We start from the raw sequence: 25,760 nt of genomic DNA on the forward strand, positions 1-25,760 counted from the left end.
GATGCGCACGACGAGCATTCGCAACGGTTGCGATGGTGCGACAGGCGAGTTCGAATTCCGATGTCGTGTCGAAAACACACAGGCCCATGTCGACCAGTATTGGCGACGGCATCTCAAAACTGTCTCAGCGGCACTTTAAGCGGGGCCAGGAGTTACGGCATTCGTCGTAGCAAGATTCTTAGGGGCGGGAGACAAGCGCGAGGAAGGGGCGGTAAAGCGCTACAGGTCGGTTTCGTCGTCGAAGAGTTTGTGGCGGATCGCATAGCGAACGAGCCCGTTCTCGTTCGGCATCTGCATTTTGTCGAGGATGCGCGTCTTGTGCGTGCTGATCGTCTTCACGCTGACGCATAGTTCGTTGGCGATCTCGGTGATATTCTGGCCCGCGACGATGCGCCGGAATACCTCGAATTCGCGATCGGACAGCCGCTGGTGCGGCAGCGCGTCGGCAGGCTCGTTCAGGTTCTGGGCAAAGCGTTCGGCCATCGCGAGGCTGACATAGACGCCGCCGGACGCGACCTTCGTCACCGCGCCGACCAACTCCGCGCTCGCGCTTTCCTTGGTCAGGTAGCCGGACGCCCCCGCCTTGAATGCGCGCACCGCGTATTGCTGCTCGGCGTGCATGGTTAGCACGAGAATTCGCAGGTCGGGTTTTTCGTCCTTGATCTGTTTGATCAGATCGATGCCATTGCGTCCCGGCATCGACAGATCGAGCACGAGCACGTGCGCGTGCGCCGCGCGAATCAGCGCGATCGTCGTCGCGCTGTCGCACGCTTCGCCGGCCACCTCGAAGCCGCTCGCTTGCTGCAGGATATGACGCAACCCGTCGCGCACGAGCGTGTGGTCGTCAGCCAGCAACACCTGGATCATGGGTCGATATCTTCCTGTTGCATCGATTGAAAGGAAAATGTAATCGAAATCGCGAAGCCCGCGCTTTGTGCTGTATTGCTCCGAACCGAGCCGCTAGGCATGTGCGCGCGCTCGCGCACGCCGATCAGGCCAAACGGCTTGTGGTGACGGATGCCTTCGACTGCCTCGCGGCTGACTCCGTATCCATTATCGACTATCCGCGGCAGACAGCGCGTGTCGCTTGGGTGCAGCGTCAGTTCGACCCTGCTCGCTTCCGCGCGGCGGGCGACGTTATTCACCGCGCGTGTGAAGTCGGCGCGGCCGTGTTCTTATTTTGCGCGCTTTCGACGTTTTGGCGGGTTCAACGCTCGGCGGCCGCTCAATGTCCCGTCAGGACGGGCACGGTCATCGATTCGAGCATTGTCCGGGTCACGCCGCCCCACACGCGCTCGCACGCGCGCGAATGCGCGTATGCGCCCAGCACGAGCAGATCGGCGTGCAGATCCGATACCCGGTTCAGCAGCGTCGCGCCCGTGCCGGCGCGTTCGGCTGCGGCGAAAAACGCATCCCGAGCCCTTTGCAGCCGCACCTCTGCCTGCGTGGCGAGCTGGGCAACGAAGTCGTCGTCCGTGCCGAACAGCGGTCTCGCGAGATCCTGGCTCATCACGTACAGGCCGATCAGGTGCGCATCCCAACGTTGCGCCAGATCGAGCGCGATCGCGACGAGGGGGTCGCAGCGGCGGCTATCGTCGATGTGAACGAGCAGAGTCCTGTAACGCATGTCAGCTCCTTTTCGGCGAGGGCCGGGGCAGTCGGGTCGGCGGTCGCGCCGTTCGCGCTGGCCGGAATCAGCAGGACCGGACAACTGGCACTGCGCTCGGCGACGCTGCCGAGCACCAGCCGCCGGAAGCCGCGGCGCCCGTGCGTGCCCATCACGATCATGTCGCAGCCAAGCTCGTCCGCCTGCGACAGCAGCGCGTCTCCCACCGGTGTGTCGGATTCGACGCTCAGCTCGCGCAGGTCGATCTTCACGCCATGACGCGCGACGGTGAGCGCGATGTCCGCGCCCGGAAGCCGGTCGCGCGGCGGTTGATCGGTGGGGGAATGGACTGTCAGCAGGGACACTTTCGCGGCATGCGCGAGGTACGGCAGCGCATCGTGGATCGCGCGGGTTGCTTCCCGGCTGCCGTCCCACGCGATCAGCACGTGCCGGCCCGGCGGCACGACGTCGTTCGCGTAGCCGTCCGTGGCGATCCACTGACCGTCGATTTTCGCGCGCGCGAGTTCCGCATGAAACAGCCGCTCAAGCGCGCTAGCGTGCTCATGGCGCTGGCGCTCGTGCTCCGCGGAATAGTCGGCCGTGCCGGCAATCACGAAGAACGCGTGGCGCGGCGGCACGTAGCTCGAGAACAGGCCGGTCAGCCGCGCGTGAAAACGGTGCGCGAGCTGTAGCGATCTCGAGGCGCAGATGCGCACGCGCGCTCGTATCGAGGTGAACGAGAATGCTTTTGTAGCTCATCGCCGGTGCTCCGTGGCAGAACATGGAGAGACGGGCGGCAGCCCGTGCTGAGATCGAGTCCAAGGGCCGGGTAAGCGCGGCTGTTGACGCAGATCAAGCGCGCTAAACCCGCAGCGAACCGCGCAACGCGCCGAAGTCGGTGCGTGGATGACGGTGGACAGGCGTCGGGTCCGGCACCGTGAAAGTCGGCTTGTCGCGCTGCGGATGCATGACATCCGCAAGGTGCAAAGGCAAGCCGTGACGCGCCGCGTTGTAGCGCCGTGCCGCTTCGTCGTAGCGCTCGCGCGCGAAGGTGATCCGGCCGGCCGACGAGGCGAGCCGCGACTGCAGCGCGTGAAACGGCGGGCTCGCGCTCAGACGGTGGACACCCTCGCAGGCGATCAGCAGTTGCGAAATCGCGTCGGTCAGATCGCGTTGCGCGACATCGAAGTGTTCAAAAGAAGCCGGCGAATCGAGCAGCGCGGGCGATGCATGCAGATCCGCGACGGCCGCGCGTGACCTTGCCACTTTCGCGAGCACCGGCGCATCGGGCGGCAGATACCCGCGCGCGAGCGTGAGCGCCTGCGCTGTCAGGTCGAGGCGTGCGTCGTACAGGTCCAGCACGTCGGCGAACGCCGCGGCGAGTTCGTGATCGGTAGCCGGCGCCGGATCGGTCCCGCATCCGGACATGCAAAGCAGCGCAAACAGAATCGAAACGATCAGAGCTGCTCTCATGTCGTCCTCGCTGCGGGGTGATTACGTGGCCGTGGCCGTGTGCATCGCCAGCGTAAGCGCCCCGCGCAGGTTCGGCTTGATCGTCGTCAATAAAGCGCGGTTCGGCATCGCGACGCGGGTCTCGGCGCGTGTCCCCGGCCGGTGTCGCTTGCGAGGTTTGATCAGGATCAGATTTCATGCGCGGCGTACCGCTATCGTGGGGATTCCAGAACCGATCGTGGAGTGCGCGACGCGAGCGCCGTGGGCGGACGCGACGCAAGCAGATTGGAGCCGCGATGAGCAGCAAACTCAGTGAGATCGAGCGCCGCATTACCTCGGCAAGACAGCTCGACACGGTGATCGGCGCGATGCGCGGCATCGCCGCCGCGCGCGAGCGCGAGGCGCAGGCGCGACTCGCGGGCATTCGCTCGGCGGCGGCGACCGTCGGCGAGGCGATCGGCATGGTGCTGGCGGCGGCGCCGTCGGCCAACCCGGCGGCATCCGCGCCGCCGGAACACGCCGCGCGCATCATCATCGTGCTGTGCACCGAGCAGGGTTTCGTCGGCGGCTTCAACGAGCATCTGCTCGCGCGCGTCGAACGACTGAAGGCGGATGAGCCGGGCGAGATTTTCATCGTCGGCGCGCGCGGCATGATGCTCGCGCAGGAACGCGCATTGCGCTACGGCTGGTCCGTCGGAATGGCCGTGCACGCGGAAGACGTGATGCGCGTGGCCGGTCGGCTCGCGGACGCGGTATTCGCGCGCTTTCGCGATCACGCGTCGTCGCAGGTGTGGCTCGTGCACGCGACGCCGGGCCCCGGACTCGACGAGCGCATCGTGACGCGGCGGCTCGTGCCGTTCGATTTCACGCGCTTCAGGGTGGCGTCGCGCGGGCAGGCACCGCTTCTGAACCTGCCGCTCGACGACTTGCTGAGGGGCCTCACCGAGCGCTACATGTACCTCGAACTATGCGAAGGCCTGATGCAGTCGTTCGCGGCGGAAAGCGCCGCGCGCGTCGCGGCGATGCTGGCGGCGAGCCGTCATGTGAAGGACCGGCTGCAGGAACTCACGCGCGACTACCGGATCGTTCGGCAGGACGAGATCACCGCCGAAATCGCCGAACTGGCCGCGACGGGCGCCTGCGCGCCGATGACTCCGTCGGCACAGGGGCAGTCATGAAGCGCGCCGCGTGCTGGCTCTGTGTGTCGATGCTCGGTCCGGTGCTGATCGCCGGTTGCTCGAGCGCCGCGCGCGAAGCGGCCTTCCGTCGCGAGGAGGTCGCGCTGTTTGAGGCGCGCCAGCAGGCCGCCGTGCGTTGCGAAGCCCAGGACGATTGCGAGGCGGCGTGGGCGCGCGCACGCGCGTTCGTCGCCACGCATTCGGCGAGCCGGATCGTTCGCGCTGACGACACACAGATCGAAACCGCGCGACCGCATTCGTTCGGCTTCGTGTATCTCGCGGCGCTGAAGGAGCACACGGACGAAGGTAACACGCTGATCCAGCTGAAAGCGATGTGCCGCGGTATGTACGACACCGACGGCAAAGCGAGCCTGCTGTATTCGACCTGCGCGGATGCAATCGTCGCGGTCGAAGGCGAGTTTCGCGCATGGATGCGCTCGGCGAGATGACGCAGGCCGCCGTGCACGAGTGCATATCAGTCCGCGCCAAGGTGAAGCTGTCGTCCGATCGTTCATCGAGGGTCAGCCGATTCCTACGATCGGTCTCGACGGACTACCCGCGTTTCCGCCGTCGCTGATTTAGATAACGCGGTTCGTTGCCAATAATAGATTCGACGGCACGCCGCATTGCACGGCGTCCACGTCGGCGAGACTGAGGAGTAGGCAATGAACGACACTGTCAATCCGCTGCGGGCACTGGTCGAGAAATGGCTTGCGCCAACCCGCGCGACACCCGCGCATGTCGTGCGCACCGGCCGCATGGCGATCACGCGGGCGCGTTATGTCCGGTTCGAAGGCGCGATTTCTTCAAGACCCCTGACGATCGTTTTTTTCCGGCACGGCACCGGTTCGTGGGATGTGTTCCCGCCCGATGAACAGGTACCTGCGATGAGCGCACGGTTTTAAGCGCCGATAGGTATTCGGTGACGCGCGCGGACCAATGACCGCTTGCACCGCTCTTCATCGCGCTTGACTCAGGTCAATGACCAGGTTTTGCGTCGTAACACTATAAGCCCGTGGTAACTGGCGCTGACCACGGACGGTTCGCAGAGCGTCCGGACGACATACGAGAGGGGAGCGGAGGATGGGCATCGGCATGCAGATTGTCTATCTTGGCTTCCCAGGCGCGGCGCAGCTTGAAGCGGAGGCAGGTGCGCAACTGGTGCGTCTCGCGCGGTTCGAAGCGCTCTTGTCGAACTGCCATCTGGCGATCGAGGCATTACGCCCGGACCGCACCAGCCTCCTTTACGACGTGCGGCTCGATCTGATCACGCCCGCGCACGAATTCAAGCCGATCGCTCATTGCGCAGGCGACAACGCCGAGGCGGCGATTCGTGGCGCGTTCGATCTCGCGGAACAAGAACTCGAAACGATCGCAGCGCGAGCGCGCACGCACTGACCGACGGCGGCCCGACACACGCTTGATTCAGGTCAAGCCGCAAATGGGGTAGCGATCGAAGATAGCAGCGAGGTTGGGCGCGAGGCGCATGCGTACAGCCCGATCGGGAGGACATCATGGTGCGCGACATGTATCGGATCGTGTGCTGTCGGTCATCTGCGTTTTCTTCGCCCTTGGCGCGCTTGCGTGGGCGTTGCACGGCCTGATTTTCGACGATGTCTTCGCGATCCACTTCGGCGTCGTGATCGTGATGGCATCGATCACCACGGTCGTCGCACTACTCAACAGCCAGTCGGACGGCGATTCGTGAAGGCGCATGTCAGCGTTTGCAAGCGAAAGGAACGGCGCATATGAAGGGAATCCTGCGTCTCGCGTTCGAGCTGCTCGTCAACGCTAGCGCGAAGTTCACGGCGCTGATCGTCGGGATTACGTTTGCGGTGTTTCTGATGATCGAGATGACCTCGCTGTTTTGCGGGCATTCTGAACAAGTCGTCGTCGACAGTGATCAACGTGGGCGCGAAGGTCTGGGTGATGGACCCGGCCGTGCAGACGATCGCGAGCAGCATCGGCATGCCCGACTATGTGCTCGACGCGTTGCGCAGCATCGACGGCGTCAAATACGCGGTGCCGCTTTATTCGGGCGCGGCGCTGGTGCGCCTGCGCGACGGCACCTACCAGGCGGTCACGGTCATCGGGCTCGACGACGCGAGCCTGTTCGGCTGGCCGAAGATGAAGGCCGGCCGGATCGAAGACATCTACGCCTAGAACGGCTTCATCGCGATCGATGACGCCGAGTTCGTGAAGCTGCACAATCCGCAGCTCGGTACCGATTTCGAACTCAACGATCACCGCGGCGGCGTCGTGGGGATCGCGACGGTGGCGAGCAGCGGCCTGTTCGGCACGCCGACGCTGTACACCACTTACACGCGGGCGGTCGAATATATTCCAACGACGCGTTACACCACCTCGTACATTCTCGTCGAGCCGAATACCGACGCGGACATTGCGCACATCAAGCGCGTCGTCGCATCGCTAGGATATGCGGCCTATACGAAGAACGAGTTCATGCAGCGCATCGCGCGCTTCTACAAATACGAAACGAGCCTCGGCACCAACATTCTGCTGATGACGGGGATCAGTTTTATCGTCGGCCTGTCGATCTCCGGGCAGACCTTCTACACGTTCATTCTCGAGAACCTCGAGAAGTTCGGCGCGCTGAAAGCGATCGGCGCGAAAAGCCACGGACTCGTTGCGATGATCCTGTTTCAGGCCACTTTCACCGCATTGACGGGCGACAAACTCCGCGTGGGACTGTGCGCGGAGTCGATCAGCCTTCGCGCGGCTGCGCATTCCGGACTACGCGGCGATTATCACGTTAGGCAATCTCGCGCTCGCGTTCGCGGGTTTCGTGGCGGGCATCGCGACGGCGTGGGTCTACGGTATCCGGCAGCCGTCGCAACCGCCCGTTTTCAATCTCGCGTCGAACCCCTATGCGCACGGAGTTTACGCAACCGGTATCGTCGAGATCGAGCAGGCCGCCGGCGAGAACATCAACATTTATCCCGACGTGTCGGGCTCCGTCACGCGAGTCCTCGTCCATGACGGCGACAGGGTGAGCCGTGGCCAGCCGCTGCTGACGATCGACGACGCGGTGCAGGCGGCCACCGTCGCGCAGCTTGTCGCGCAAGCCGAGGCGGCACGCGAAATTTCGCGCGCTTTCCGGTATGGGTCGGCGCCGCTCACGCGTTTGACCCCGATCAACATCCGCGCTGCCAGGCTCCGTAGGCTTGGAAGTGGAACGTCGGTCAGCTACCCGTACGACGACGCACCTGACCGGGCGCAATTCGACTGTGTTCATTAAAGGCATTGCGAATCATGGAAGACGCTTTCGAAAGGCGCGCCCTGTTGCTTCATCTGGGGCGTGTGATGCAATTGATCGTTCGGCTCGACGCAACGGCGCCCGCCGCGGCGACCATCGGCGAACTGATCGCGCAGAATCCGCTTCTTGAAGACGAGCCATTGCTCGACCAGCTGCGCCCGGATCTGTCCGTCGACGAGTTCAGAACCCACGCGCTTCACGCATTCTGTCTGTGGCCGCGATGGTTGCTCGAAGCGCCCCTCGACCGGGCTGCGCTCGCCGCGTCTGCGCGTGACCATCTGTTCAAGGACAACCCGCGCGGCTGGCACGCCTACGTCATCGGCTTGCGCGGCGACGTGGCGTGGTTCGATGCGAAGCCGGCTGGCCGCCGGCGCCCATCGCGTCGCGTCGGGGACGTGGCATCGTCCTTTCCGGACGACGAGCCGCCGGCATTCGACGGGCCGGCCCCCCGAGGCGTCGCAATGGATGTCGAACGCGGCTTCGGCGCCGCCGGCCATCACATCGAAAGCGTGGAAGGATCGGGCCCATGCGATGCAGGCCGCCCGGACGAGCAGCGCGTCGCGCCATGCGAATAGCGCGCGGCGGCACACGAACCCGACGGACCGCGGCCCATGATGACCGAACCTGATCCCGTGATCGAAACGCGCGAGCTGGTGCGCCGCTTCGGCACGCTGACTGCCGTCGATAGCGTCAACCTGTCGGTCGCGGCCGGCGAAATTGTCGGTCTGCTCGGGCGAAACGGCGCGTATGACCACGAGCACAAGCACGAGCAGACAGAGAAGTCCTACGATCCAGGCTGCCCGCGTACGCCTTCCAGGGTCCGGTGCAAGCGTCGCCCGCAGAATACTCGCGGCAAGTCGCGCAAGAGGCGCGGTACGCCGCTCGCTTTCGGGAGGGCGGCGAGAAGGCGAGCGGCCAGCATTCATCGAAACCCTGTCTGATAGAGGACGGAGCGGCAGCGCAATGCGGGTTGATTGCACACCGGGAGGGGGAGTCTTCCGCGCGGACCAAAGGCCGGACTTGATGCATGTCAATTTCGCAGGCGCTCTGTGCTTCGGATGAGCGCGCACTTCGGGGCGGAGGAACGCGCGCGGAGCAGTGTTGCCGCTTGCGCTCGCCCGACTTGACTGTTCAATGCTGGAATGCGAAGGACAAGCGTCCTGACCAGGCAGGCATCCAGTCATGGACGAGCTCGCAAGCCAATAGCGTGATCAGCACGCGCACGGCCCGGGCAGGATTGCGAATGCAGGCTTCGACCTGCGCGCTTCTTCCATGCCCCCATACACACCACTGGCACAAATGCTCGCAGTTGTTGGTGAGCAGCCTGTAGTTGCGCTCGCCGAGTCGTGATGCCGCGCGGCGCGCCACTTCACGGCCCGTGTACGGCGCGTGCGGGTGCCGGACGATTTCGATCCTGAAGCCTGCGGAGAAGTGTTCGAACGGGATCGCCTCTACCGGGCCGCCGCAGCATCGGCCGCAAAGACCCGCGTAATGAATCACGCGGCCGCCGCCGATATAAATGCCGTGGTGCATATAACCGGGACGCCGCGAGGCGAGGTGGGCGCCGACCGGCAAATCGTGCATGAACACGCTGTCCATACGTTCTGCTTGATGTTGGCTCATGACTCGCTCCCAAGGGTAGCCACGGCGCCGGGCTCCATCGGAATAGCGATCTGAATGGCGGCTTAGCCCGACATGTGCCCGAACATGCGTGCTTCTGTCACGCCTTAAGAATGGGCGGTGGGCCGCTCGACAACAATCAGTCCTCGCTGGCATTCGCGTCCGATTCGCGGCCGCGAGTGTCGGAAATTTCTGAGACGCGCTGGGTGAAATGCTGATATCGAAGCGGGATAACGACGGCATTTCGAATGCGGTGGGCAACCCCGCGTGCCGAACGCGGGGAGGGATGCGGAGGGGAGCGCGAGGCAGTCGGCTTAACGGCGACGGTCGCCCAGCAGGCGCAGCAGCATCAGGAAGATGTTGAGGAAGTCGAGATAGAGCGCGAGCGCGCCGACGATTGCCTTCTTGCCGGCAATTACATCATCCTCGCCCGCGATATAGATGTCGCGAATGCGCTGTGTATCGTAGGCGGTGAGGCCCGTGAACACCAACACGCCGATTACGGAAACGACAATTTGCAACGCTGTCGAGGCGAGAAACAGATTGACGAGTCCTGCGATCACGATGCCGGCGAGCCCCATGAACAGGAAAGAACTGAAGCGAGACAGATCGGCACGCGCCGTGTATCCATAGAGGCTCGTTGCCCCATAGGTGGCCGCACTGACGAGAAACACGCGCGCGATGCTTTCGCCCGTGTACACGAGAAAGATGCCGGACAGCGAGAGGCCGACCAGTGCGGCGTACGACCAGAAGCTGATCCGGGCCGCGCCGAGGCCGATGCGCTCGATGCGAAAACTCAGCAAAAAGACCAGCGCGAGCGGGGCCAGCAGCACCACCCAAAACAGCGGCGTGGCGGCGATCGACGCATACAATCCGCTCGCCGCCCCTACATAAGCAACGACGCCCGTCAGCACGAGGGCCGCGGCCATATGATTGTAGACACGCAGCATATATTGCGAGAGGCCGGGCTCGCTGCTTTCGAGTCCGCGCTGCGCCGCCGCGGGGCGGTCGTTGCCGATGAATCTGTGTTCCATGATCGCTCCTCTCGCTGGAATCGGGGGACCGGCTCAGCGCACCGGCGCGCCGTCCCGCGTGATCTGAACCGCGGTCGCCTCGACGTAGTCGACTCGCACGCTGTCGCCTGCCTCGAGTCCGTCGAGCAGGCGGTCGGACGACGCCTGCAGCACCACCGTGCGTGTCGGGCCGCGCAACGTCAGCTGACGCTTGCCGCGATCGATCTGCACGACCGTGACCACAGCCTCGACGCGGTGCATGGCGAGGGACGCGCCGGTCGTGAATCCTTTGTCGACGCGCTCGCGTATGCCGCGCGAGTTCGATTTGTCAGCGCGCAGCAGCAGGGCGCGATTGAATGTGACGGCGACGGTGTCGCCCAGCCGCAATTTGCCGACGTCGCCAATACTCCGGTCCACCGCCACGTCCACGGGTTCGCCCTTGTCTTCCAGTAGCGTCATGCTGTTTCGTCCGGTATCGATGGCGAAGACGACCGCGTTCGCATGCGCGACGCTGGTGCCCGAGAAGGGGTTCTCAGGGGGCGCCTGCGTCGTGGCTTCTTCTCCCATTGCCGCGAGCATCGCCGCCGCGCTGAATACGAGCCCCGCTATGGCAGCAAGTAATCCATATTGCCCTCTGCGTTTCATCGTGTGTCCTCCGCGCCATTTCGACTCAAATCCGGTTGTTCACGCCGCCACGCCCGAAATGTCTCAACGGCGCATTCCTTCTGTTCACATGCGCCAGCAGCTGCGGCGCGTAGGTGAGTTCGGCCAGCCTCGCGCGGAAGCGAGGATGAACGCACGCGAGCGACACGACGACCAACGACCCCGGCAGCGCGAGAAATCCAATGAGCAAGATCCGTTTGAGCATGCTGAGCCTCGTTTGAGCTTCACGTACGGTTTCAGCGTAAGCCCTCGCGCGCCGGTGCGTTTGATGCACATCAACGGCGACGCGCATCTTGCGGTCCGCGACGGCATCGTGGTCTACGTTTCGTCGGTGATCGCGGAGGCGGGCAGGCGCGATCTCACGGACGAGGACAGGTGGCCAGCCGCATCGGGCTCGCCGCAGCGCGCGAGGATGGAGGCGCGCACCCGCTCGCGCAATCGCGCGGTCGCGGCAAAGTCAATGCCATCGGGCGCAACAGGTGGCAAAACGGCGATCGTGATGGAACCGTGCCTTGGAACCCATTCGCCGTCGCGCAATGCGGCGCGCGCGCCGCGCAGCGCAATCGGAACGATGCGCTGTCCAGTCATGCAGGCGCACCGGAAAGCGCCCAGATGAAACTCACCCAAGCCGGCTTCGCGCACGAAGGTCCCTTCGGGGAAAAACAGCAGACGCTCTCCCGCCTTCGCGAATTCAAGCAACCGCGCTTCGTCGGCGAGGCTGCCCGCGTAGACCCCGCGCTCGACAAAACGCGCACCGATTGCCCGCAACAACGGACCGGCGAACGGCCTCCGCGCCAGTTCCCGTTTCGATACAAAGGCAACCGGCGCGGGCAGGAATGTGGTGAGCACCACTACGTCGAGATAGCTGGTGTAATTCGACACGATCACCGCATGTGGCTCGCGCAGTGCGTCGAGGTTTCCCTCGACATCCACGTGCAATCCCGCCGCGCGCAGGAACAGGCGGCAGGCCCGCGCGAGGATGCTCCAGTTACGCGCTTCATCGCGGCGAAACGCGATACGGAGCCGCGCCACAAGGCGCGGTCACGCCTCAAAGCCCCGATACCGCAGCGTTCGACAAGAGTCTGGCGGAGTTCAATGAACTGATGAGGACGATGCAGTCGCAGATGAACGAGATTCGTCAGACGCAGGATCCGCGGGCACGCAAGAAGCTTCTGCAAAAACACTGGGCCACGATGCAGAGTGCAATGGCCACGATGCGAGGCGTGTGGGGACCTGGGATGATGGGGTATGGTGGAATGCATCACGGTATGACGGGACCGGGAATGATGGGGGGCGGTTGGGGCCACATGGGAGGGTATTACTCCCGTCTTACGCAGGAGCAACTGCGGCAGCGGCAGTATATGACCGACCAGTACCTCCAGATGCAAGAGGAAATGATGAACAACATGATGTGGCAACAGCAGTACTGGATGGCTCCTCCACCCTCGCCTCGCCCAAGTAATAGCTGGTATAGCGCCGGCGAATTCCAGCGCTATACCTTGTGGTGGAGCCGTCCGCGTGGGCTCCCGTCCGTTGTCGGGACAACGGACGACGGTTCACCTCGGTACGCGCTATTCCATCGTCAGCACGATGCGCCCGTCCACCTTGCCTTCCCGCAGCGCGCCTAACACCGTATTGATGTTCTCCAGCCGATCACGGTGGATATGCGCGTGCACGCTGCCCTCGGCCGCGAAGTCGAGCGATTCCTGCAGATCGCGCCGTGTGCCGACTATCGAGCCGCGCACCGTGATGCCGTTGAGCACGGTCGAAAAAATCGGCAACGGGAAGTCGCCGGGCGGCAGCCCGTTCAACGACACCGTGCCGCCGCGGCGGAGCATGCCGAGCGCCTGCGCGAACGCGCTGCGCGAGACGGCTGTTACGAGCACGCCGTGCGCGCCGCCGATTTCTTTCTGGATCAGCGCTGCCGGGTCTTCGGTTTTCGCATTGATCGCGAGCTTCGCGCCAAGCTTGCGCGCGAGTTCCAGTTTGTCGTCGGCGACATCAACGGCGACGACGTGCAGGCCCATCGCAATCGCGTATTGCACCGCGACGTGACCAAGCCCCCCGATACCGGAGATCGCGAGCCACTGACCCGGACGCGTGTCGGTCATGCGGATGCCTTTGTAGACCGTCACGCCGGCGCAGAGGATCGGCGCGATTTCATCGAAGGCTACGTTGTCGGGGAGGTGGCCGACATAGTTCGGATCGGCCAACACGTACTCCGCGTATCCCCCGTTGACCGAATAGCCGGTGTTCTGTTGTTCGTGACACAGCGTTTCCCAGCCGCTAAGGCAGTGCTCGCAGTGGCCGCATGCGGTGTAGAGCCACGGCACGCCGACGCGGTCGCCTTCCTTGACCGCAGTCACGCTGCTGCCGACCGCAGCGACATAGCCGACGCCCTCGTGCCCGGGGATGAACGGCAGGCTCGGCTTGACCGGCCAATCGCCGTCGGCTGCGTGCAGATCGGTGTGGCAAACGCCCGAGGCCTTGATGTTGACGAGAATCTGTCCGGGTCCCACCTCCGGGACAGGCACTTCTTCGATGCGCAGCGGCGCGCCGAACTGGTGGACGACGGCGGCTTTCATGTGACGGGTCATATCACGCTCCTCGAAATGGCCTGTCCAGTATTCGTTCGACGGGAGACCTCGATGTTGACGAAGGTCAAGTGAAGCGAACGACGACAGTTATGCGCATGGGCGGTTCGAACCGAGGTTCACCTGCGCGAGCGCTGGCGCATCGGCCGCCAGATGCTTGCGCTGTCAGATCAAGACGTTCGTTGTAGAGGTCAAGCACGTCGGCGAACGCTGCGTCGACTTCTTGATCGGCGCCCGGCATCGAACTGGGCCGACATGCGTACATCAGAAGCAGCGCAAACAGAATTGAAGCGATCGGTGCGGATCTCATGGTGTCCTTGCTGCAGGTGCGTGCGTGACGGTGACGACGCGCATCGACAGCATAGGCGCCCGGCGGGCTCGAGGCTTGATCGTCGTCAACGGAGCATGATTCGGCCGCCGTGCGGATCTCCGCGAGGTTCACGTGCAGGCAATGCCAGAAGCTTTGATCAGGATCAGTTTCGATCCGGGGCACACCGCTATCGTGAGTGCATTGATGACCTGATCGTGGAGAGCGCGACGTGCCGATAGCCGCGGGCAAAGCCTGTCAGAACACCGCACCGCCCACGGCTACGGTCGGCGCAAGCGGGCGCGTGAGCGCCGTGCGCGGCGCGGTCGTCGATGTCCAGTTCGACACGCACGAACTGCCGCCAGTCGATACCGCGCTGTGGATCACGCGGCCGGACGGGACCTCGATCCTCGCGGAAGCGCAGGCGCACACCAGCGAGCGCACGGTGCGCGCGCTGGCGTTGCAGGCCACCGCGGGCCTCGCGCGCGGCGCCGTCGTGCGGGTCGGCGCGGGCCCCATCGAGGTGCCGGTCGGCGACGCGGTGCTCGGCAGACTGCTCGACGTCGCCGGTGTGATGCGCGACGGCGGCGCGCCCGCGCCCGAGACCGTGGAACGCAGGCCGATCCATCGCGCCGCGCCGCCGCTCGCGGCGCAGCGCGGCGCCACGCGGCTGTTCGAGACCGGCATCAAGATCGTCGACCTGCTGACGCCGCTCGCGCATGGCGGCAAGGCCGCGATGTTCGGCGGTGCGGGCGTCGGCAAGACGGTGCTCGTGATGGAGCTGATTCACGCGATGGCTGCGCGCTACGGCGGCATGTCGGTGTTCGCCGGCGTCGGCGAGCGTTCCCGCGAGGGGCACGAAATGCTGTCGGACATGCGCGGCTCGGGCGTGTTGCCGCGCGCCGTGCTCGTCTACGGACAGATGAACGAACCGCCTGGCGCGCGCTGGCGGGTGCCGCTCACCGCCCTGACCATCGCCGAGTACTTTCGCGACGAGCGCGGCCAGAACGTGCTGCTGCTGATGGACAACGTGTTTCGCTTCGTGCAGGCGGGGGCGGAAGTGTCGGGGCTGCTCGGGCGCATGCCGTCGCGGGTCGGCTATCAGCCGACGCTCGCGAGCGAGGTAGCAGCGTTGCAGGAGCGCATCGTATCGGTGGGCAACGCGGCGGTCACGGCGATCGAGGCCGTCTACGTACCCGCCGACGACTTCACCGACCCCGCCGTGACGACGATCGCCTCGCACGTCGACAGCATGATCGTGCTGTCGCGAGCGCTCGCCGCCGAGGGCATGTATCCGGCGATCGATCCGCTCGCCTCGTCGTCGATCCTGCTCGATCCGCTTGTCGTCGGCGCGGAGCACGCGGCGCTCGCCAACGAGGTGCGACGCCTGCTCGAACATCAGCGTGAGCTGCAGGACGTGATCGCGTTGCTCGGTATCGAGGAACTCGGCATCGACGACCGGCGCGCCGTGCAGCGCGCGCGCCGTCTGCAGCGCTTTCTGACGCAGCCGTTCGCGGTCACCGAAGCGTTCTCCGGACAGCCCGGCAGAACGGTCGCGCTCGCCGAGACGATCGTCGGCTGCAAGGCGATTCTCGCCGGGGAGTGCGACGACTGGCAGGAGCGATCGCTGTACATGGTCGGCGCGCTGGACGAGGCGCGCGACAACGAAGCCCGCGGCAGGTCGGCGGCCGCGAGCGCCGTCGCGGCGTGACGAGGAGTGTGCGATGCCCCGGCATGGCCTGTCTCTGACGATCGCGACACCGGCGCGCGTCATGGTCGACGGCTTGCCGGTCGTGTCGTTGCGCGCCGAGGATGAAAGCGGTGCTTTTGGCGTGCGCGTGGGGCATGCGGACATGGTCACGCTGTTGAGCGCATCGGTGGTGCGCTGGCGCACGGCGGATGGCGGCGAGCATTACTGTGCCGTCGATGGTGGCGTGCTGATCGTGTCGCACGGCACGGCCGTCTCGCTTGCGTGCCGCGAAGCGGTGCAGGGCGACTCGCTCGAAGCGCTCGAGGCGGACGTGCGCCGCGCGCGTGCCGCGCAGCTCGACGCGATGCGGCGCGCGCGCGTGGAGCAGACGCGTCTGCACGCGCAGGCCGTGCGCCAGATGCTGCGCTATCTGCGCCCGCAAGCCACACGTGGAGAACCGGGATGACGATGCGGCCTGCTGCCGGCAAGGCAAACGGGAAAACGGATGGCAAACGCGCCGAACCTGGCGAACCCGCCGATCGCGTCGCGCAAGCCGCGCAGCGCGCGGCGAGCCGCGAGCGGACCGGGCGCGCGAATCCGGAGCCGTCGCTGGGCGCGCGACTCGGCCAGATCGGCATTCTCGGCTGGACGATCGTGCTGCCGATCCTGCTTTGCCTCGCGCTCGGGCGCTGGCTCGACCGCATCGCCGGTACGCGGGTGTTTTTTGCGGCGCCGCTTCTGATGATCGGCGCGGGCATCGGCCTATGGTCCGCATGGCGCTGGATGCATCGACAGCAAAGGAGAGATCGTGATTGACGCCACCACGTTTCATTTCACCGACACGCTCGCGCTTGCCGCCACGGGAATGGCGGTCGGCTTGCTGAGCGGTGCGCTGCACTTCGCGACGCTGCGCTGGAACGTCGCGTACTTCGCGCGAGGACGCGTGCTGCGCGCCTTCGCGCTGCAACTGGCGCGGCTCGCGCTGACGGCCGCCTTATTCGTCCTGCTGGCGAAAGCGGGCGCGTTCGCGTTGCTCGGCGGCATCGGCGGTTTCCTGTGGGCGCGCGGTGTGGCGCTCGGCATGCGGCGAGCGACGTCGTGATTCATTCGCCGCTCGTCACCGAGCCGCTCGTACGCCTCGGTCCGCTCGTGATCACCACGCCCGTGGTCGTCACGTGGGTGATCATGGCGGTCATGACGGTCGTCTCGCTGTGGCTCACGCGCAAGCTGTCCATCATGCCGTCGCGCACGCAGACCGCGCTCGAACTGCTGGTCGGCACGCTCGACGCGCAAATCCGCGACACGATGCAGACCGAGCCCGCGCCGTATCGCGCGCTGATCGGCACGTTGTTCCTGTTCGTGCTGATCGCGAATTGGTCGTCGCTGATTCCGGGCGTCGAGCCGCCCACCGCGCACCTGGAAACGGATGCCGCGCTCGCGCTCGTCGTGCTCGCCGCGACGCTCGTGTGCGGCGTGCGCTCGCGCGGCTGGCGCGGCTATCTCGCGACGTTCGCCGAACCGGCCTGGGTGATGATTCCGCTGAACGTCGTCGAGCAGATCACGCGCACGTTTTCGCTGGTGGTGCGCCTGTTCGGCAACGTGATGAGCGGCGTCTTCGTGGTCGGCATCGTGCTGTCGCTGGCCGGGCTGCTCGTGCCGATTCCGTTGATGGCGCTCGATCTGCTGACCGGCGCGGTGCAGGCCTACATTTTCGCGGTGCTCGCGATGGTATTCATCGGCGCCGCCGTCGGCGAGTCGCGCGCCGCCGTTCACGACAATCAGAAAGGACCGGCATGAACCTCATCGAAATCGTCAGCATCGCCGCCGCCGCGCTCGCCGTGGCGTTCGGCGCGATCGGGCCCGCGCTCGCCGAGGGCCGCGCGGTCGCCGCCGCGATGGACGCGATCGCGCGTCAGCCCGATGCGGCGGGCACGCTGTCGCGCACGCTGTTCGTCGGGCTCGCGATGATCGAGACGATGGCGATCTATTGCCTCGTGGTCGCGCTGCTGTTGCTGTTCGCCAACCCGTTCGTCAAGTAGGGCGCGCGATGAAAATCGACTGGTCGACGCTCGCGTTGCAGACGCTCAACGCGCTGATTCTGGTCTGGCTGCTCGCGCGCTTTCTGTTCCGTCCGGTCGCGAAGATCATCGCGGAGCGACAGGCGAGCGCGAATGCGCTGACCGGCGACGCGAACGCCGCGAAGCTCGCGGCGCAGGCCGAACGCGAGGCGCTGCGGGCCGAACGAGAGCAACTCGCCGCGCAGCGCGCGCAGGCGTTCGCGACGATCGAGGCCGACGCGCGCACACAGCACGCGGCGCTGCTCGACGCCGCGCGCGACGAGGCCGAGCGGTTGCGCGCCCAGGCGGCCGCGGACCGGCAGCGCGAGCGCGCGGGCGAGGCCGAAGCCGCGTCGGCGGCGGCCGCGCAGCTCGCCGTCGACATCGCGGGCAAGCTGCTCGACCAGTTGCTCGACCGCTCGCCCGAGGACCTGCGCGTTGCCGGGTTCATCGACGGACTCGCGGACGGCGTGCGCCGGCTGTCGCCCGGCGCGCGCGCCGCGCTTGCCGGGGACGTGCCGCTGCGTGTTAGCGCGCCGCGCGCGTTGACGCCGGACGAGCGCGCCGCGTGCGAAACGGCGCTCGCGGCCGCCTTCGCACAGCGCCTCGAGTTCGATACCGACATCGACCGCACGCTGCTCGCGGGGCTCGAACTGTCGGGCGCGCACGCCGTGGTGCGCAATAGCTGGCGCGATCAGCTCGACCAGATTCACGGTGAACTGCTTCGCGACGATGGCCACGCGCGCTGACACCGCCGACGCGTGGCTCGCGCGCAAACGCGCCGCGCTCGCGCGCGTCGCGCTCGAACCGCGGGCGGCGAGCATCGGCCGCGTCGAACAGATCGCCGATGGCATCGCGTTCGTCTCGGGTCTGCCCGACGCCGCGCTCGACGAGGTCGTCGAACTCGAATGCGGCGTGCGCGGCTTCATTCATTCGCTCGACGTGGCGAGCGCGAGCGTCGTGCTGCTCGATAGCGGCGACGCGGTGCGGGCCGGCATGCGCGTCGTGGGGACCGGCAGCGTGCTCGACGTGCCGGTCGGCGACGCGCTGCTCGGCCGCGTCGTCGATCCGCTCGGCCGGCCGCTCGATGACGGCGAGGCACTCGGTGCCGTCACGCGTTTGCCTGTCGAGCGCGCGGCGCCCGCGATCATCGAGCGGGACTTCGTCAGCGAACCGCTGCAGACGGGCGTGCTCGTCGTCGACGCGCTGTTCGCGATCGGGCGAGGGCAACGCGAACTGATCATCGGCGATCGCGCGACGGGCAAGACCTCGCTCGCCGTCGAGGCGATCGTCAATCAGAAGCACAGCGACGTGATCTGCGTGTATGTCGCCGTCGGGCAGCGCGCGACGGCGGTACAGCGCGTGATCGATGCCGTGCGCGAGCATGGCGCGTTCGAGCGCTGCATCTTCGTCGTCGCCTCGGCGGCCGCGCCGCCCGGACTGCAATGGATCGCGCCGTTCGCGGGTGTGTCGATCGCCGAGTTCTTTCGCGATCGCGGCCAGCACGCGTTGATCGTGATCGACGACCTGACCAAGCACGCGGCGACGCATCGCGAACTCGCGCTGCTCACGCGCGAGCCGCCCGGACGCGAAGCGTATCCCGGCGATATTTTCTATCTGCACGCGAGACTGTTGGAACGCGCGGCGAAACTGTCGCCCGCGCTCGGCGGCGGTTCGCTGACCGCGTTGCCGATCGCCGAGACCGACGCCGGCAATCTGTCGGCCTACATTCCGACCAACCTGATCTCGATCACGGACGGACAGATCGTGCTCGACGCCGCGCTGTTCGCCGCGAACCAGCGGCCCGCCGTGGATGTCGGCCTGAGCGTGAGCCGGGTCGGCGGCAAGGCGCAGCATGCGGCGCTGCGCGACGTCGCGGGCCGCTTGCGGCTCGACTACGCGCAGTTTCTCGAACTGGAGATGTTCAGCCGCTTCGGCGGTCTCGCGGACGCACGCGTCAACGCGCAGATCGAGCGGGGCAAGCGGATTCGCGCGCTGCTCACGCAGCCGCGTTTCAACGCGTTGCGCGTCGCCGATCAGATCGCGCTGCTCGCGGCGCTCGCCGCTGGCGTGTTCGACGGCGTCGCGCCGGAGGTGACGACGTGGGTGCGCGACAAGCTGAGCTCGGCGGACGACGCGCACACTGACGCGGCCCCCGCGGCGTGGCTGCGCAACGCGCTCGACGACACGCTGCGCGACAGTCTGAGCGGGCGCATTCGCGCGCTCGTCGAACGTGCGATGCATGAGCGTCCGGACACGGCGCAACCGGCAGCGAGTCCTGCTGAGCAGCCAGCTCAGTGAGAAGGCCGTCGCAGGCACTCACGCGCGACTATCGGATCGTTCGGCAAGACGAAATCACTGCGGAAATCGCTGAATTGGCCGCGACGGGTGCTTGCATGCCGGCGGCTGCGACGCTCGAAACGAATGCGCGGCTTGACGAAAGCCGGTAGCGCAACAGCAGGCGTCGATACGGGCGTGAACAATGACACACAAAGAAAGCGGCCTGCGTGGGAGCGGGCCGATTCGATTCTTTGAGGCGCGACATGCGCCCGCCACAAGGCTTCAGCGAACTACATGCTTCTGTCGCACCTCGTAGTACCGCCTTAGCCGGATGTGCAATACGAGATCGGGTAAGGAAGATCAATCAAACGGGTTTCGATTAGCGCGACGAGATGACGAAGCCCACCGCGCACGGATGCCTAAGGATCCCCGAATCAGTCCGCAAACCGCGTCACCACCGCGGCACTAACCGACTCCATTTCGACGAGAGCGGGTTTAGCGCCGATCGGCAGCACGGTACGGCCCAACGACTCGTTGATGATCTCCGCCGCCGACAGATAGAACGCCAGCAGCGCGGTCAGCAGTCCGCCATAGCCTCCCGCGTGTCGCAGTGTCGCCGAACCGAGCCATTCGCCGGCCGCGAGCAGAAAGAAGGTTGCCCACAGCGCGACGAACACGCCCTGCAGCGCGCGCGACGAGCGGAACGTCGCGATCCACATGTAGAACGTGAAGACGCCCCACAACAGCAGATACCAGCCGACGAACGCGGCCGGCACCTGCTCGTGCAGGAACAGCGCAAACAGGGCGAACGACCACCAGAACGCGCCATAGCTCAGAAACGCGGTGGCGCCGAACGTGTTGCCGCGCGGAATCTCCATCAGTCCGGCGACGATCTGCATGCTGCCGCCGAACGCGAACGCGACGGCGAGCACGAGACCGAGCGAGCCGCCGCTGAACCAGCCTGCGTTGATCATGCTGAGCAGCCACGTGGTCAGCGCGAAAGCCGCAAGGCCGAGCGATGCGGGGTTGGGTGCGGTGGGTTTCATCGTGAAGTCTCCTGAATCGATCCGGGGGGGCTTACTCGTGGTGACCGAACTGCCGCAGCACGGCGGGGTTTTCGACGGTCGACATGTCCTGCGCGAGCGTTTCTCCCTTCGCGACCGAACGCAGCAGGCGCCGTACGACCTTGCCGGAGCGCGTCTTCGGCATGCTGTCGCCGAAGCGGATTTCCTTCGGCTTGGCGATCGGCCCGATTTCCTTGCCGATCCATGCACGCAGCTGATCGGCGATCTTCTTCGCTTCGGCGCCTTCCGGGCGCGAGCCCTTGAGCACGACGAACGCGACGATGGCTTCGCCGATGGTCTCGTCGGGCCTGCCGACGACCGCGGCCTCCGCGACCAGCGGATGCGCGGCGAGCGCCGATTCGATTTCCATCGTGCCCATGCGGTGGCCGGACACATTCAGCACGTCGTCGATGCGGCCGGTGATCGTGAAGTAGCCGGTCTGCGCATCGCGGATCGCGCCGTCGCCGGCCAGATAGAGCTTGCCGCCCAGGTCCGCGGGGTAGTAGCCGCTGCGGAACCGCTGGGGATTGCCCCAGATCGCGCGCAGCATCGACGGCCACGGCTCCTTGACGACCAGCAGCCCGCCCTGGCCGTTCGGCAGTTCGCAGCCGGTTTCGTCGACGATCGCCACCTCGATGCCAGGCAGCGGCAACGTGCACGATCCCGCGACGAGCGGTGTTGCGCCCGGCAGCGGCGTGATCATGTGGCCGCCCGTTTCGGTTTGCCAGAAGGTGTCGAGCACCGGACAGCGCCCGCCGCCGACTTCGCGCGCAAACCACTCCCACGCGCTCGGATTGATCGGTTCGCCGACGGTGCCGAGCAAACGCAACGAGTCGAGGTCGAAGCGGCGCGGATGCACGCCGCTGTCCGTCTCGGCGGCCTTGATCAGCGAGCGGATCGCGGTGGGCGCCGTATAGAAGATGCTGACCTTGTGCCGCGCGATCATCTCCCAGAACCGTCCCGCGTCCGGCCACGTCGGCACGCCCTCGAAAATCACCTGGGTCGCGCCGACCGCGGTCGGGCCATAGCAGATGTAGCTGTGTCCCGTGATCCAGCCGATGTCGGCCGTGCACCAGTACACGTCGTCCGCGCGGAGGTCGAAGGTCCACTTCATCGTGACGGCGGCCCACAGCAGATAGCCCGCCGTACTGTGCTGCACGCCCTTCGGCGTGCCGGTCGAACCGGATGTGTACAGCACGAACAGCGGATGCTCGGCACCGACCCATTCGGGCTCGCAGGTGTCGGGTTGGGCCGCTTCGAGTTCGTGCAGCCAGCAGTCGCGCGGTTCGTCCCACAGGATCGAGCCGCCCGTGCGCCGATAGACGATCACGGTATGGATGCCGTCGGTGCCTGCCATTTTCAGCGCTTCGTCGACGACGGATTTCAACGGCAGGTTCTTGCCGCCGCGCATCTGCTCGTCGGCGGTAATGACGGCGACGGCGCCGACATCGACCATCCGTTCATGCAGCGACTTCGCCGAGAAGCCGCCGAACACGACCGAATGCAACGCGCCGATGCGTGCGCAGGCCTGCATCGCGACGACGCCTTCGATCGACATCGGCAGATAGATCATCACGCGGTCCCCACACGCGATGCCGCGCGCGCGCAGCGCGTTCGCGAGGCGGCACACGCGCGCATGCAGTTGCCGGTAGGTGATGGTCGTCACGCTGCCGTCGTCGGCCTCGAAAATGATCGCGGTCTTGTTGGCATTGCCGTCGTGCAGATGACGATCGAGGCAGTTGTACGACGCGTTCAACAGACCGTCGTCGAACCATTTGAAGAACGGTGCGTTCGATTCGTCGAGTACCTTGGTGAAGGGCCGGTGCCAGCTCAGATGCTCGCGCGCGAGCCGCGCCCAGAAGCCGGTCCGGTCGCTGCGCGCTTCGTTGACGAGCGCTTCGTAGGCGGCCATGCCGTCGATGGCCGTGTCCGTCAGAAGCGGCGGGGCGGCCGTTTCCGGCGCTTGATGGTTGATGGCGACAGTGGACATAGTCTCCTCGCTGGCTTGAATGAGTGATATGGGACGGGCACACCGCGACCGCCGATATCCAACGATCGGCGGCGCGGCTGCGCGCATGACTCGAACAGTGCTCTGGATGTCGCGACCAGTGTGGTGCGGGAAGCAAGGGGCACGATTGACCCAGATCAAGCGCGGATGGGTGATGCGCGATTGAAGCTCCGCGGAGGAGCACGAATCGTGGCGTCCGATTGTCCAGCGGGGGCAGCCGATTCCTGCGAGCGGCCTGGACGGACTACCCGCGTTTCCCCCGTCGTTGATTCAGATAACGCGGTCCATTGCCAATAATGGATTCGACGGCGCGCCACATTGCACGGCGTCGTGGTCGGCGAGACTGCGAACGCGCTGCCGTGGTGCCGGACGAGCTACTACGACCCGAGCGCTATCAAGACGCTGATCTGCCGATGCGTCGATTTCGACTCGCTCGCGGCCCGGCGCGGTTGCTGATCGGCGAGGTCAGTGTCGAAGACGTCGATCAGAGGGCCTTCGATAGCTACGTTGATCGCCTGACGCCGGACCATCCGCTCGCGAGCGGCAACCTTCCGCGCGCGATGCCGTGGACCACGATCGACGGGCGTGCCTACTGGGACGGCGGCATCGTCAGTAATTCGGCTCCTGAGTTTGTCATTGAGCGGTGCGGACGCGTTCATGCGCGAAGTCGAAGCTGAGACTGCAAGGCGCTTTCAGCAGCGACTCAATTACATCCGGCTGATGGGCAACCGCACGCCGGTGCACGTGTCGCGAATATCGTTGCGCGACGAGGTCCCAATTGTCGCCGACTTCGACTTCTCGGCCGGGACCATCGAAGCGCTGCAGCGGCGCGGTCGCGAAGCCGCGCGCAAAGCGCTCGACGATCCGCCCGCCGGTGAGCGCGCCGCGTCGTCGCCGCGCGTTGACGATCGCCGCGAGTGATCGACCTCGATCAATTGCACTGCGCCCTTGCGCGCTAGTCTGGGTGCGAGTGCTTGCGTGCGTCGCTGAGGACTGCGCGAGAAACCCGATTATTCTTTGGCGTCAAGGCGGTTTCGCGTCGATGCGATTTGTGGAGGGCACCGGCTATGAAAGCGGACAGTCAATTGCGTGGGGAAGCCGAGAACCAGCTGGCGAACAATCCGGCGATCAATGCAAACCGGATCGGCGTCGCAGTCGCCGACGGCATCGTTACACTGAGCAGCCAGGTGCCCACCTACGTGCAGAAAGTCGCCGCCGAAAAATCCGTGCTCGGGATCGCCGGTGTCGTCGCCGTGATCATGCGTATAGACGTCGTACTGCACGAAGCCGACCGCAGTAGTGACGAGAACCTCGCGCTGAGCGCGAGCGCTGTGCTCGACTGGATCGCGGGCCTCGAGAAAAGCGCGGTCAAAATCAAGGTGGAAAGGGGCTGGGTGACGTTGAGCGGCGAGGTGCGGGACGGTTATCGCAGCCACATTGCCGAGAAAAATTCACGGACAAGGCCGGCCTCGCGCCCCTGTTCAGACTGGCAGGCCCTTCGCGACAGAACGCTCTCCCGGGCGGCGAGCGGGAAACCTGGCCGTCGACGTAGAGCGCGCGCTCCTCGCGCGAGCGATCTAAGTCCATTTCTGGCTCTCACGGAGGTGCCGATACGGTCCGCTCGCAGGATATTCGCGGACGGCGGTAGCGCATCAAAGCCATCGCAGAACGACCGGACTTCCTGGTTGACGCCGTCCAGATGCTGCCATTTTGGTATAAAATGGATGCCAAATGGCAGGAGGTGAAAATGGTGAATCTTATCGGAAGGGTGTCCGCCGACTCACTGCTCGGAGGTCGCACTGTATTCCCGCGCGCGCCTCGATCGGGTCTTGAGTGGGTGGACGTGGTCCGCCATGGGATTTCAGCGCAGGCACTCGACGCCATGCTCAGGTCCATCGGCTTATCGCAGGCGGAATTGGCGCAGGCGCTCGACATTCCTGAGCGAACGCTGGCGCGTCGAAAGCGGGAAGGTGTGTTAAGTCGTGAGGAGTCAGCAAAGCTGCTGCGGCTTGCGCGGGTGGTGGCGCGTGCTGCGGAGGTTTTTGAGGATCTCGACCCGGCGCTCGCCTGGCTCAAGACTCCGATCGCCGCGCTGGAGGGTGCGACACCGCTTAGCCTTGTGGATACCGACATTGGCGCCGATAGTGTGATGGACACGCTCGGGCGCATCGAGCATGGCGTGTTTGCGTGATGCTCACGGTATGGCGGGTGGTCACCGGGCGGTATGCGGATACCGCTTTTTCCGGAGAAGGCGCGCGACTGTACGGTGGCCGGTGGAATCCCAAAGGCGTCGCGATGGTGTACACAGCGCAAACGCAATCGCTGGCGCTCCTGGAGATGCTGGTTCAGGATTCACCGTTGCGTGCGCACTATGTGATGATTCCAGCCAGATTCCCCGAAAGAATCGTGGAACGTATCGATCCCGCCAGTTTGCCTGCCGACTGGCGGGACATCTCCACGCGCGGTGAACTGCAGCAGGTCGGGGCCACGTGGTCGCAGACGCGCACCAGTGCCGTGCTGGCCGTTCCCAGTGCAGTCGTTCCTGCTGAAACCAACTACCTGCTCAATCCCGATCATCCCGATTTTGTCCATGTCGAAATCGGGGCGCGTGATGAGTGGCTGACCGATCCGCGGTTGCTGCGGCGCGCTGCGGCGCCGGACTAGCGAGCGGCGAGTGAGTGTGGACCAACGAGCCCAAGGACATCCAAGCCCAAAAACTTTACATAAAAGGAATTGGCAACAATTGCATAGGTATCCTATTTAATATAAACGCGATCGATGTCCGTTGCCCCTTTGTGACGGGAATCAGCGGCAACTACATGACATGACATAGTCCGGCGCACGGTTGACCACACGTGAGCCTTCCGCACAATGCCACGGCGCTCGCATTCGTTGAGATACACCTTAATCGATTTGGTGGCTTCAATCCGAGGCCGCAGCTCGTCGGGCGC

Annotated in this window: 33 protein-coding genes and 2 pseudogenes; 22 read left to right on the forward strand and 13 right to left on the reverse strand. The window is 65.4% G+C overall.

All coding sequences use genetic code 11. The annotated features are described in order from the left end of the window. Nucleotides 1-219: 219 nt before the first annotated feature. The 4 genes and pseudogenes from OKW30_RS40060 to OKW30_RS40075 form a co-directional block, all read right to left on the reverse strand. Nucleotides 220-867 (reverse strand): response regulator, encoded by a 648-nt coding sequence (locus OKW30_RS40060; protein ID WP_429349502.1) that lies wholly within the window; start codon nt 865-867, stop codon nt 220-222. Nucleotides 868-1,225: 358 nt separating this feature from the next. After that, entirely contained in the window at nt 1,226-1,627 is a 402-nt protein-coding gene (locus tag OKW30_RS40065) for a universal stress protein (RefSeq protein WP_429349503.1), read from the reverse strand. A 62-nt stretch (nt 1,628-1,689) separates the two neighbouring features. Next, nucleotides 1,690-2,365, reverse strand: a pseudogene (locus OKW30_RS40070) (universal stress protein); the annotation flags it as partial. Between the two features lie 102 nt (nt 2,366-2,467). Continuing rightward, entirely contained in the window at nt 2,468-3,079 is a 612-nt protein-coding gene (locus OKW30_RS40075; protein WP_429349504.1) for a LemA family protein, read from the reverse strand. A 275-nt stretch (nt 3,080-3,354) separates the two neighbouring features. Between OKW30_RS40075 and OKW30_RS40080 the strand changes: the two genes are divergently transcribed. From OKW30_RS40080 to OKW30_RS40120, 9 genes and pseudogenes are all read left to right on the forward strand, one after another. Next, nucleotides 3,355-4,236 carry a F0F1 ATP synthase subunit gamma gene (locus OKW30_RS40080; RefSeq protein WP_429349505.1) on the forward strand — a complete coding sequence of 294 codons (882 nt, stop codon included), beginning with the start codon at nt 3,355-3,357 and terminating at the stop codon, nt 4,234-4,236. Further along, on the forward strand, nt 4,233-4,685 hold the full coding sequence (locus OKW30_RS40085; RefSeq protein WP_429349506.1) for a hypothetical protein: 453 nt from the start codon (nt 4,233-4,235) through the stop codon (nt 4,683-4,685). Before OKW30_RS40080 ends, OKW30_RS40085 begins: the two co-directional genes overlap by 4 nt. A 216-nt stretch (nt 4,686-4,901) precedes the next feature. Further along, complete coding sequence (locus tag OKW30_RS40090; RefSeq protein WP_429349507.1) at nt 4,902-5,141, forward strand: hypothetical protein; 240 nt, start codon at nt 4,902-4,904, stop codon at nt 5,139-5,141. A 178-nt stretch (nt 5,142-5,319) separates the two neighbouring features. Continuing rightward, nucleotides 5,320-5,634, forward strand: coding sequence for a hypothetical protein (locus OKW30_RS40095; RefSeq protein ID WP_184033782.1), 315 nt, complete (start codon nt 5,320-5,322; stop codon nt 5,632-5,634). An 88-nt stretch (nt 5,635-5,722) separates the two neighbouring features. Further along, on the forward strand, nt 5,723-5,944 hold the full coding sequence (locus OKW30_RS40100) for a DUF2964 family protein (protein WP_429349508.1): 222 nt from the start codon (nt 5,723-5,725) through the stop codon (nt 5,942-5,944). 40 nt (nt 5,945-5,984) lie between these two features. After that, nucleotides 5,985-7,084 (forward strand): annotated as a pseudogene (locus OKW30_RS40105) (ABC transporter permease); the annotation flags it as partial. A 117-nt stretch (nt 7,085-7,201) separates the two neighbouring features. After that, complete coding sequence (locus OKW30_RS40110) at nt 7,202-7,495, forward strand: biotin/lipoyl-binding protein (protein ID WP_429349628.1); 294 nt, start codon at nt 7,202-7,204, stop codon at nt 7,493-7,495. Nucleotides 7,496-7,560: 65 nt separating this feature from the next. Then, complete coding sequence (locus tag OKW30_RS40115; protein ID WP_429349509.1) at nt 7,561-8,088, forward strand: hypothetical protein; 528 nt, start codon at nt 7,561-7,563, stop codon at nt 8,086-8,088. Between the two features lie 36 nt (nt 8,089-8,124). Then, nucleotides 8,125-8,454 (forward strand): hypothetical protein, encoded by a 330-nt coding sequence (locus OKW30_RS40120; protein WP_429349510.1) that lies wholly within the window; start codon nt 8,125-8,127, stop codon nt 8,452-8,454. 190 nt (nt 8,455-8,644) lie between these two features. Here the strand turns inward: OKW30_RS40120 and OKW30_RS40125 are convergent, their stop codons facing one another. From OKW30_RS40125 to OKW30_RS40155, 7 genes are all read right to left on the reverse strand, one after another. After that, complete coding sequence (locus OKW30_RS40125; protein ID WP_429349511.1) at nt 8,645-9,136, reverse strand: lecithin retinol acyltransferase family protein; 492 nt, start codon at nt 9,134-9,136, stop codon at nt 8,645-8,647. A 311-nt stretch (nt 9,137-9,447) separates the two neighbouring features. Then, a complete protein-coding gene (locus OKW30_RS40130) occupies nt 9,448-10,167 on the reverse strand; it encodes a Bax inhibitor-1/YccA family protein (RefSeq protein WP_429349512.1) in 720 nt (239 codons plus the stop codon). 33 nt (nt 10,168-10,200) lie between these two features. Continuing rightward, entirely contained in the window at nt 10,201-10,791 is a 591-nt protein-coding gene (locus OKW30_RS40135; RefSeq protein WP_429349513.1) for a hypothetical protein, read from the reverse strand. 25 nt (nt 10,792-10,816) lie between these two features. Continuing rightward, a complete protein-coding gene (locus OKW30_RS40140; protein WP_429349514.1) occupies nt 10,817-11,014 on the reverse strand; it encodes a hypothetical protein in 198 nt (65 codons plus the stop codon). Nucleotides 11,015-11,127: 113 nt separating this feature from the next. Beyond that, nucleotides 11,128-11,742, reverse strand: coding sequence for a lysophospholipid acyltransferase family protein (locus tag OKW30_RS40145; protein ID WP_429349629.1), 615 nt, complete (start codon nt 11,740-11,742; stop codon nt 11,128-11,130). Between the two features lie 638 nt (nt 11,743-12,380). Further along, entirely contained in the window at nt 12,381-13,406 is a 1,026-nt protein-coding gene (gene adhP, locus OKW30_RS40150; RefSeq protein ID WP_429349515.1) for an alcohol dehydrogenase AdhP, read from the reverse strand. A gap of 64 nt (nt 13,407-13,470) precedes the next feature. After that, a complete protein-coding gene (locus OKW30_RS40155; RefSeq protein ID WP_429349516.1) occupies nt 13,471-13,896 on the reverse strand; it encodes a hypothetical protein in 426 nt (141 codons plus the stop codon). Nucleotides 13,897-13,948: 52 nt separating this feature from the next. Here OKW30_RS40155 and atpD point away from each other — a divergent pair, with 52 nt between their 5' ends. The 8 genes from atpD to OKW30_RS40195 are packed head-to-tail and all read left to right on the forward strand — an operon-like array spanning nt 13,949 to nt 19,758. Next, nucleotides 13,949-15,421, forward strand: a complete 1,473-nt coding sequence (gene atpD / locus OKW30_RS40160; RefSeq protein ID WP_429349630.1) for a F0F1 ATP synthase subunit beta — start codon at nt 13,949-13,951, stop codon at nt 15,419-15,421. Nucleotides 15,422-15,434: 13 nt separating this feature from the next. After that, nucleotides 15,435-15,866 (forward strand): F0F1 ATP synthase subunit epsilon, encoded by a 432-nt coding sequence (locus OKW30_RS40165; protein WP_090805169.1) that lies wholly within the window; start codon nt 15,435-15,437, stop codon nt 15,864-15,866. Next, nucleotides 15,863-16,216 carry an AtpZ/AtpI family protein gene (locus tag OKW30_RS40170; RefSeq protein WP_429349517.1) on the forward strand — a complete coding sequence of 118 codons (354 nt, stop codon included), beginning with the start codon at nt 15,863-15,865 and terminating at the stop codon, nt 16,214-16,216. Before OKW30_RS40165 ends, OKW30_RS40170 begins: the two co-directional genes overlap by 4 nt. Continuing rightward, nucleotides 16,209-16,502 (forward strand): ATP synthase subunit I, encoded by a 294-nt coding sequence (locus OKW30_RS40175; RefSeq protein ID WP_311540827.1) that lies wholly within the window; start codon nt 16,209-16,211, stop codon nt 16,500-16,502. Before OKW30_RS40170 ends, OKW30_RS40175 begins: the two co-directional genes overlap by 8 nt. After that, a complete protein-coding gene (locus OKW30_RS40180) occupies nt 16,499-17,197 on the forward strand; it encodes a F0F1 ATP synthase subunit A (protein ID WP_429349518.1) in 699 nt (232 codons plus the stop codon). Before OKW30_RS40175 ends, OKW30_RS40180 begins: the two co-directional genes overlap by 4 nt. Then, nucleotides 17,194-17,439 carry a F0F1 ATP synthase subunit C gene (locus OKW30_RS40185; protein WP_090805166.1) on the forward strand — a complete coding sequence of 82 codons (246 nt, stop codon included), beginning with the start codon at nt 17,194-17,196 and terminating at the stop codon, nt 17,437-17,439. Before OKW30_RS40180 ends, OKW30_RS40185 begins: the two co-directional genes overlap by 4 nt. An 8-nt stretch (nt 17,440-17,447) precedes the next feature. Continuing rightward, complete coding sequence (locus OKW30_RS40190; RefSeq protein ID WP_429349519.1) at nt 17,448-18,206, forward strand: F0F1 ATP synthase subunit B; 759 nt, start codon at nt 17,448-17,450, stop codon at nt 18,204-18,206. Then, complete coding sequence (locus OKW30_RS40195) at nt 18,190-19,758, forward strand: F0F1 ATP synthase subunit alpha (protein WP_429349520.1); 1,569 nt, start codon at nt 18,190-18,192, stop codon at nt 19,756-19,758. Before OKW30_RS40190 ends, OKW30_RS40195 begins: the two co-directional genes overlap by 17 nt. Before the next feature lie 413 nt (nt 19,759-20,171). Here the strand turns inward: OKW30_RS40195 and OKW30_RS40200 are convergent, their stop codons facing one another. Both OKW30_RS40200 and acs read right to left on the reverse strand, forming a co-directional pair. Next, entirely contained in the window at nt 20,172-20,783 is a 612-nt protein-coding gene (locus OKW30_RS40200; RefSeq protein WP_429349521.1) for an acetate uptake transporter, read from the reverse strand. A gap of 31 nt (nt 20,784-20,814) precedes the next feature. Beyond that, nucleotides 20,815-22,713 (reverse strand): acetate--CoA ligase, encoded by a 1,899-nt coding sequence (acs, locus tag OKW30_RS40205; RefSeq protein ID WP_429349631.1) that lies wholly within the window; start codon nt 22,711-22,713, stop codon nt 20,815-20,817. A 455-nt stretch (nt 22,714-23,168) separates the two neighbouring features. Here acs and OKW30_RS40210 point away from each other — a divergent pair, with 455 nt between their 5' ends. The 5 genes from OKW30_RS40210 (at nt 23,169) to OKW30_RS40230 (ending at nt 25,473) form a co-directional block, all read left to right on the forward strand. After that, a complete protein-coding gene (locus tag OKW30_RS40210) occupies nt 23,169-23,486 on the forward strand; it encodes a patatin-like phospholipase family protein (RefSeq protein ID WP_429349522.1) in 318 nt (105 codons plus the stop codon). Continuing rightward, nucleotides 23,467-23,730, forward strand: a complete 264-nt coding sequence (locus OKW30_RS40215; RefSeq protein WP_429349523.1) for a DUF3734 domain-containing protein — start codon at nt 23,467-23,469, stop codon at nt 23,728-23,730. The genes OKW30_RS40210 and OKW30_RS40215 overlap by 20 nt, the downstream gene beginning before the upstream one ends. A gap of 146 nt (nt 23,731-23,876) precedes the next feature. After that, nucleotides 23,877-24,554 carry a BON domain-containing protein gene (locus tag OKW30_RS40220; protein ID WP_429349524.1) on the forward strand — a complete coding sequence of 226 codons (678 nt, stop codon included), beginning with the start codon at nt 23,877-23,879 and terminating at the stop codon, nt 24,552-24,554. A 2-nt stretch (nt 24,555-24,556) separates the two neighbouring features. Continuing rightward, nucleotides 24,557-25,000 (forward strand): type II RES/Xre toxin-antitoxin system antitoxin, encoded by a 444-nt coding sequence (parS, locus tag OKW30_RS40225; RefSeq protein ID WP_429349525.1) that lies wholly within the window; start codon nt 24,557-24,559, stop codon nt 24,998-25,000. Continuing rightward, nucleotides 25,000-25,473: an RES family NAD+ phosphorylase gene (locus tag OKW30_RS40230; RefSeq protein ID WP_429349632.1), complete on the forward strand. Its 474-nt coding sequence runs from the start codon at nt 25,000-25,002 to the stop codon at nt 25,471-25,473. Before parS ends, OKW30_RS40230 begins: the two co-directional genes overlap by 1 nt. Nucleotides 25,474-25,760 lie beyond the last annotated feature (287 nt).

The organism is Paraburkholderia sp. Clong3 (assembly GCF_050436485.1).
GTDB classification, from domain to species: Bacteria; Pseudomonadota; Gammaproteobacteria; order Burkholderiales; family Burkholderiaceae; genus Paraburkholderia; species Paraburkholderia tuberum.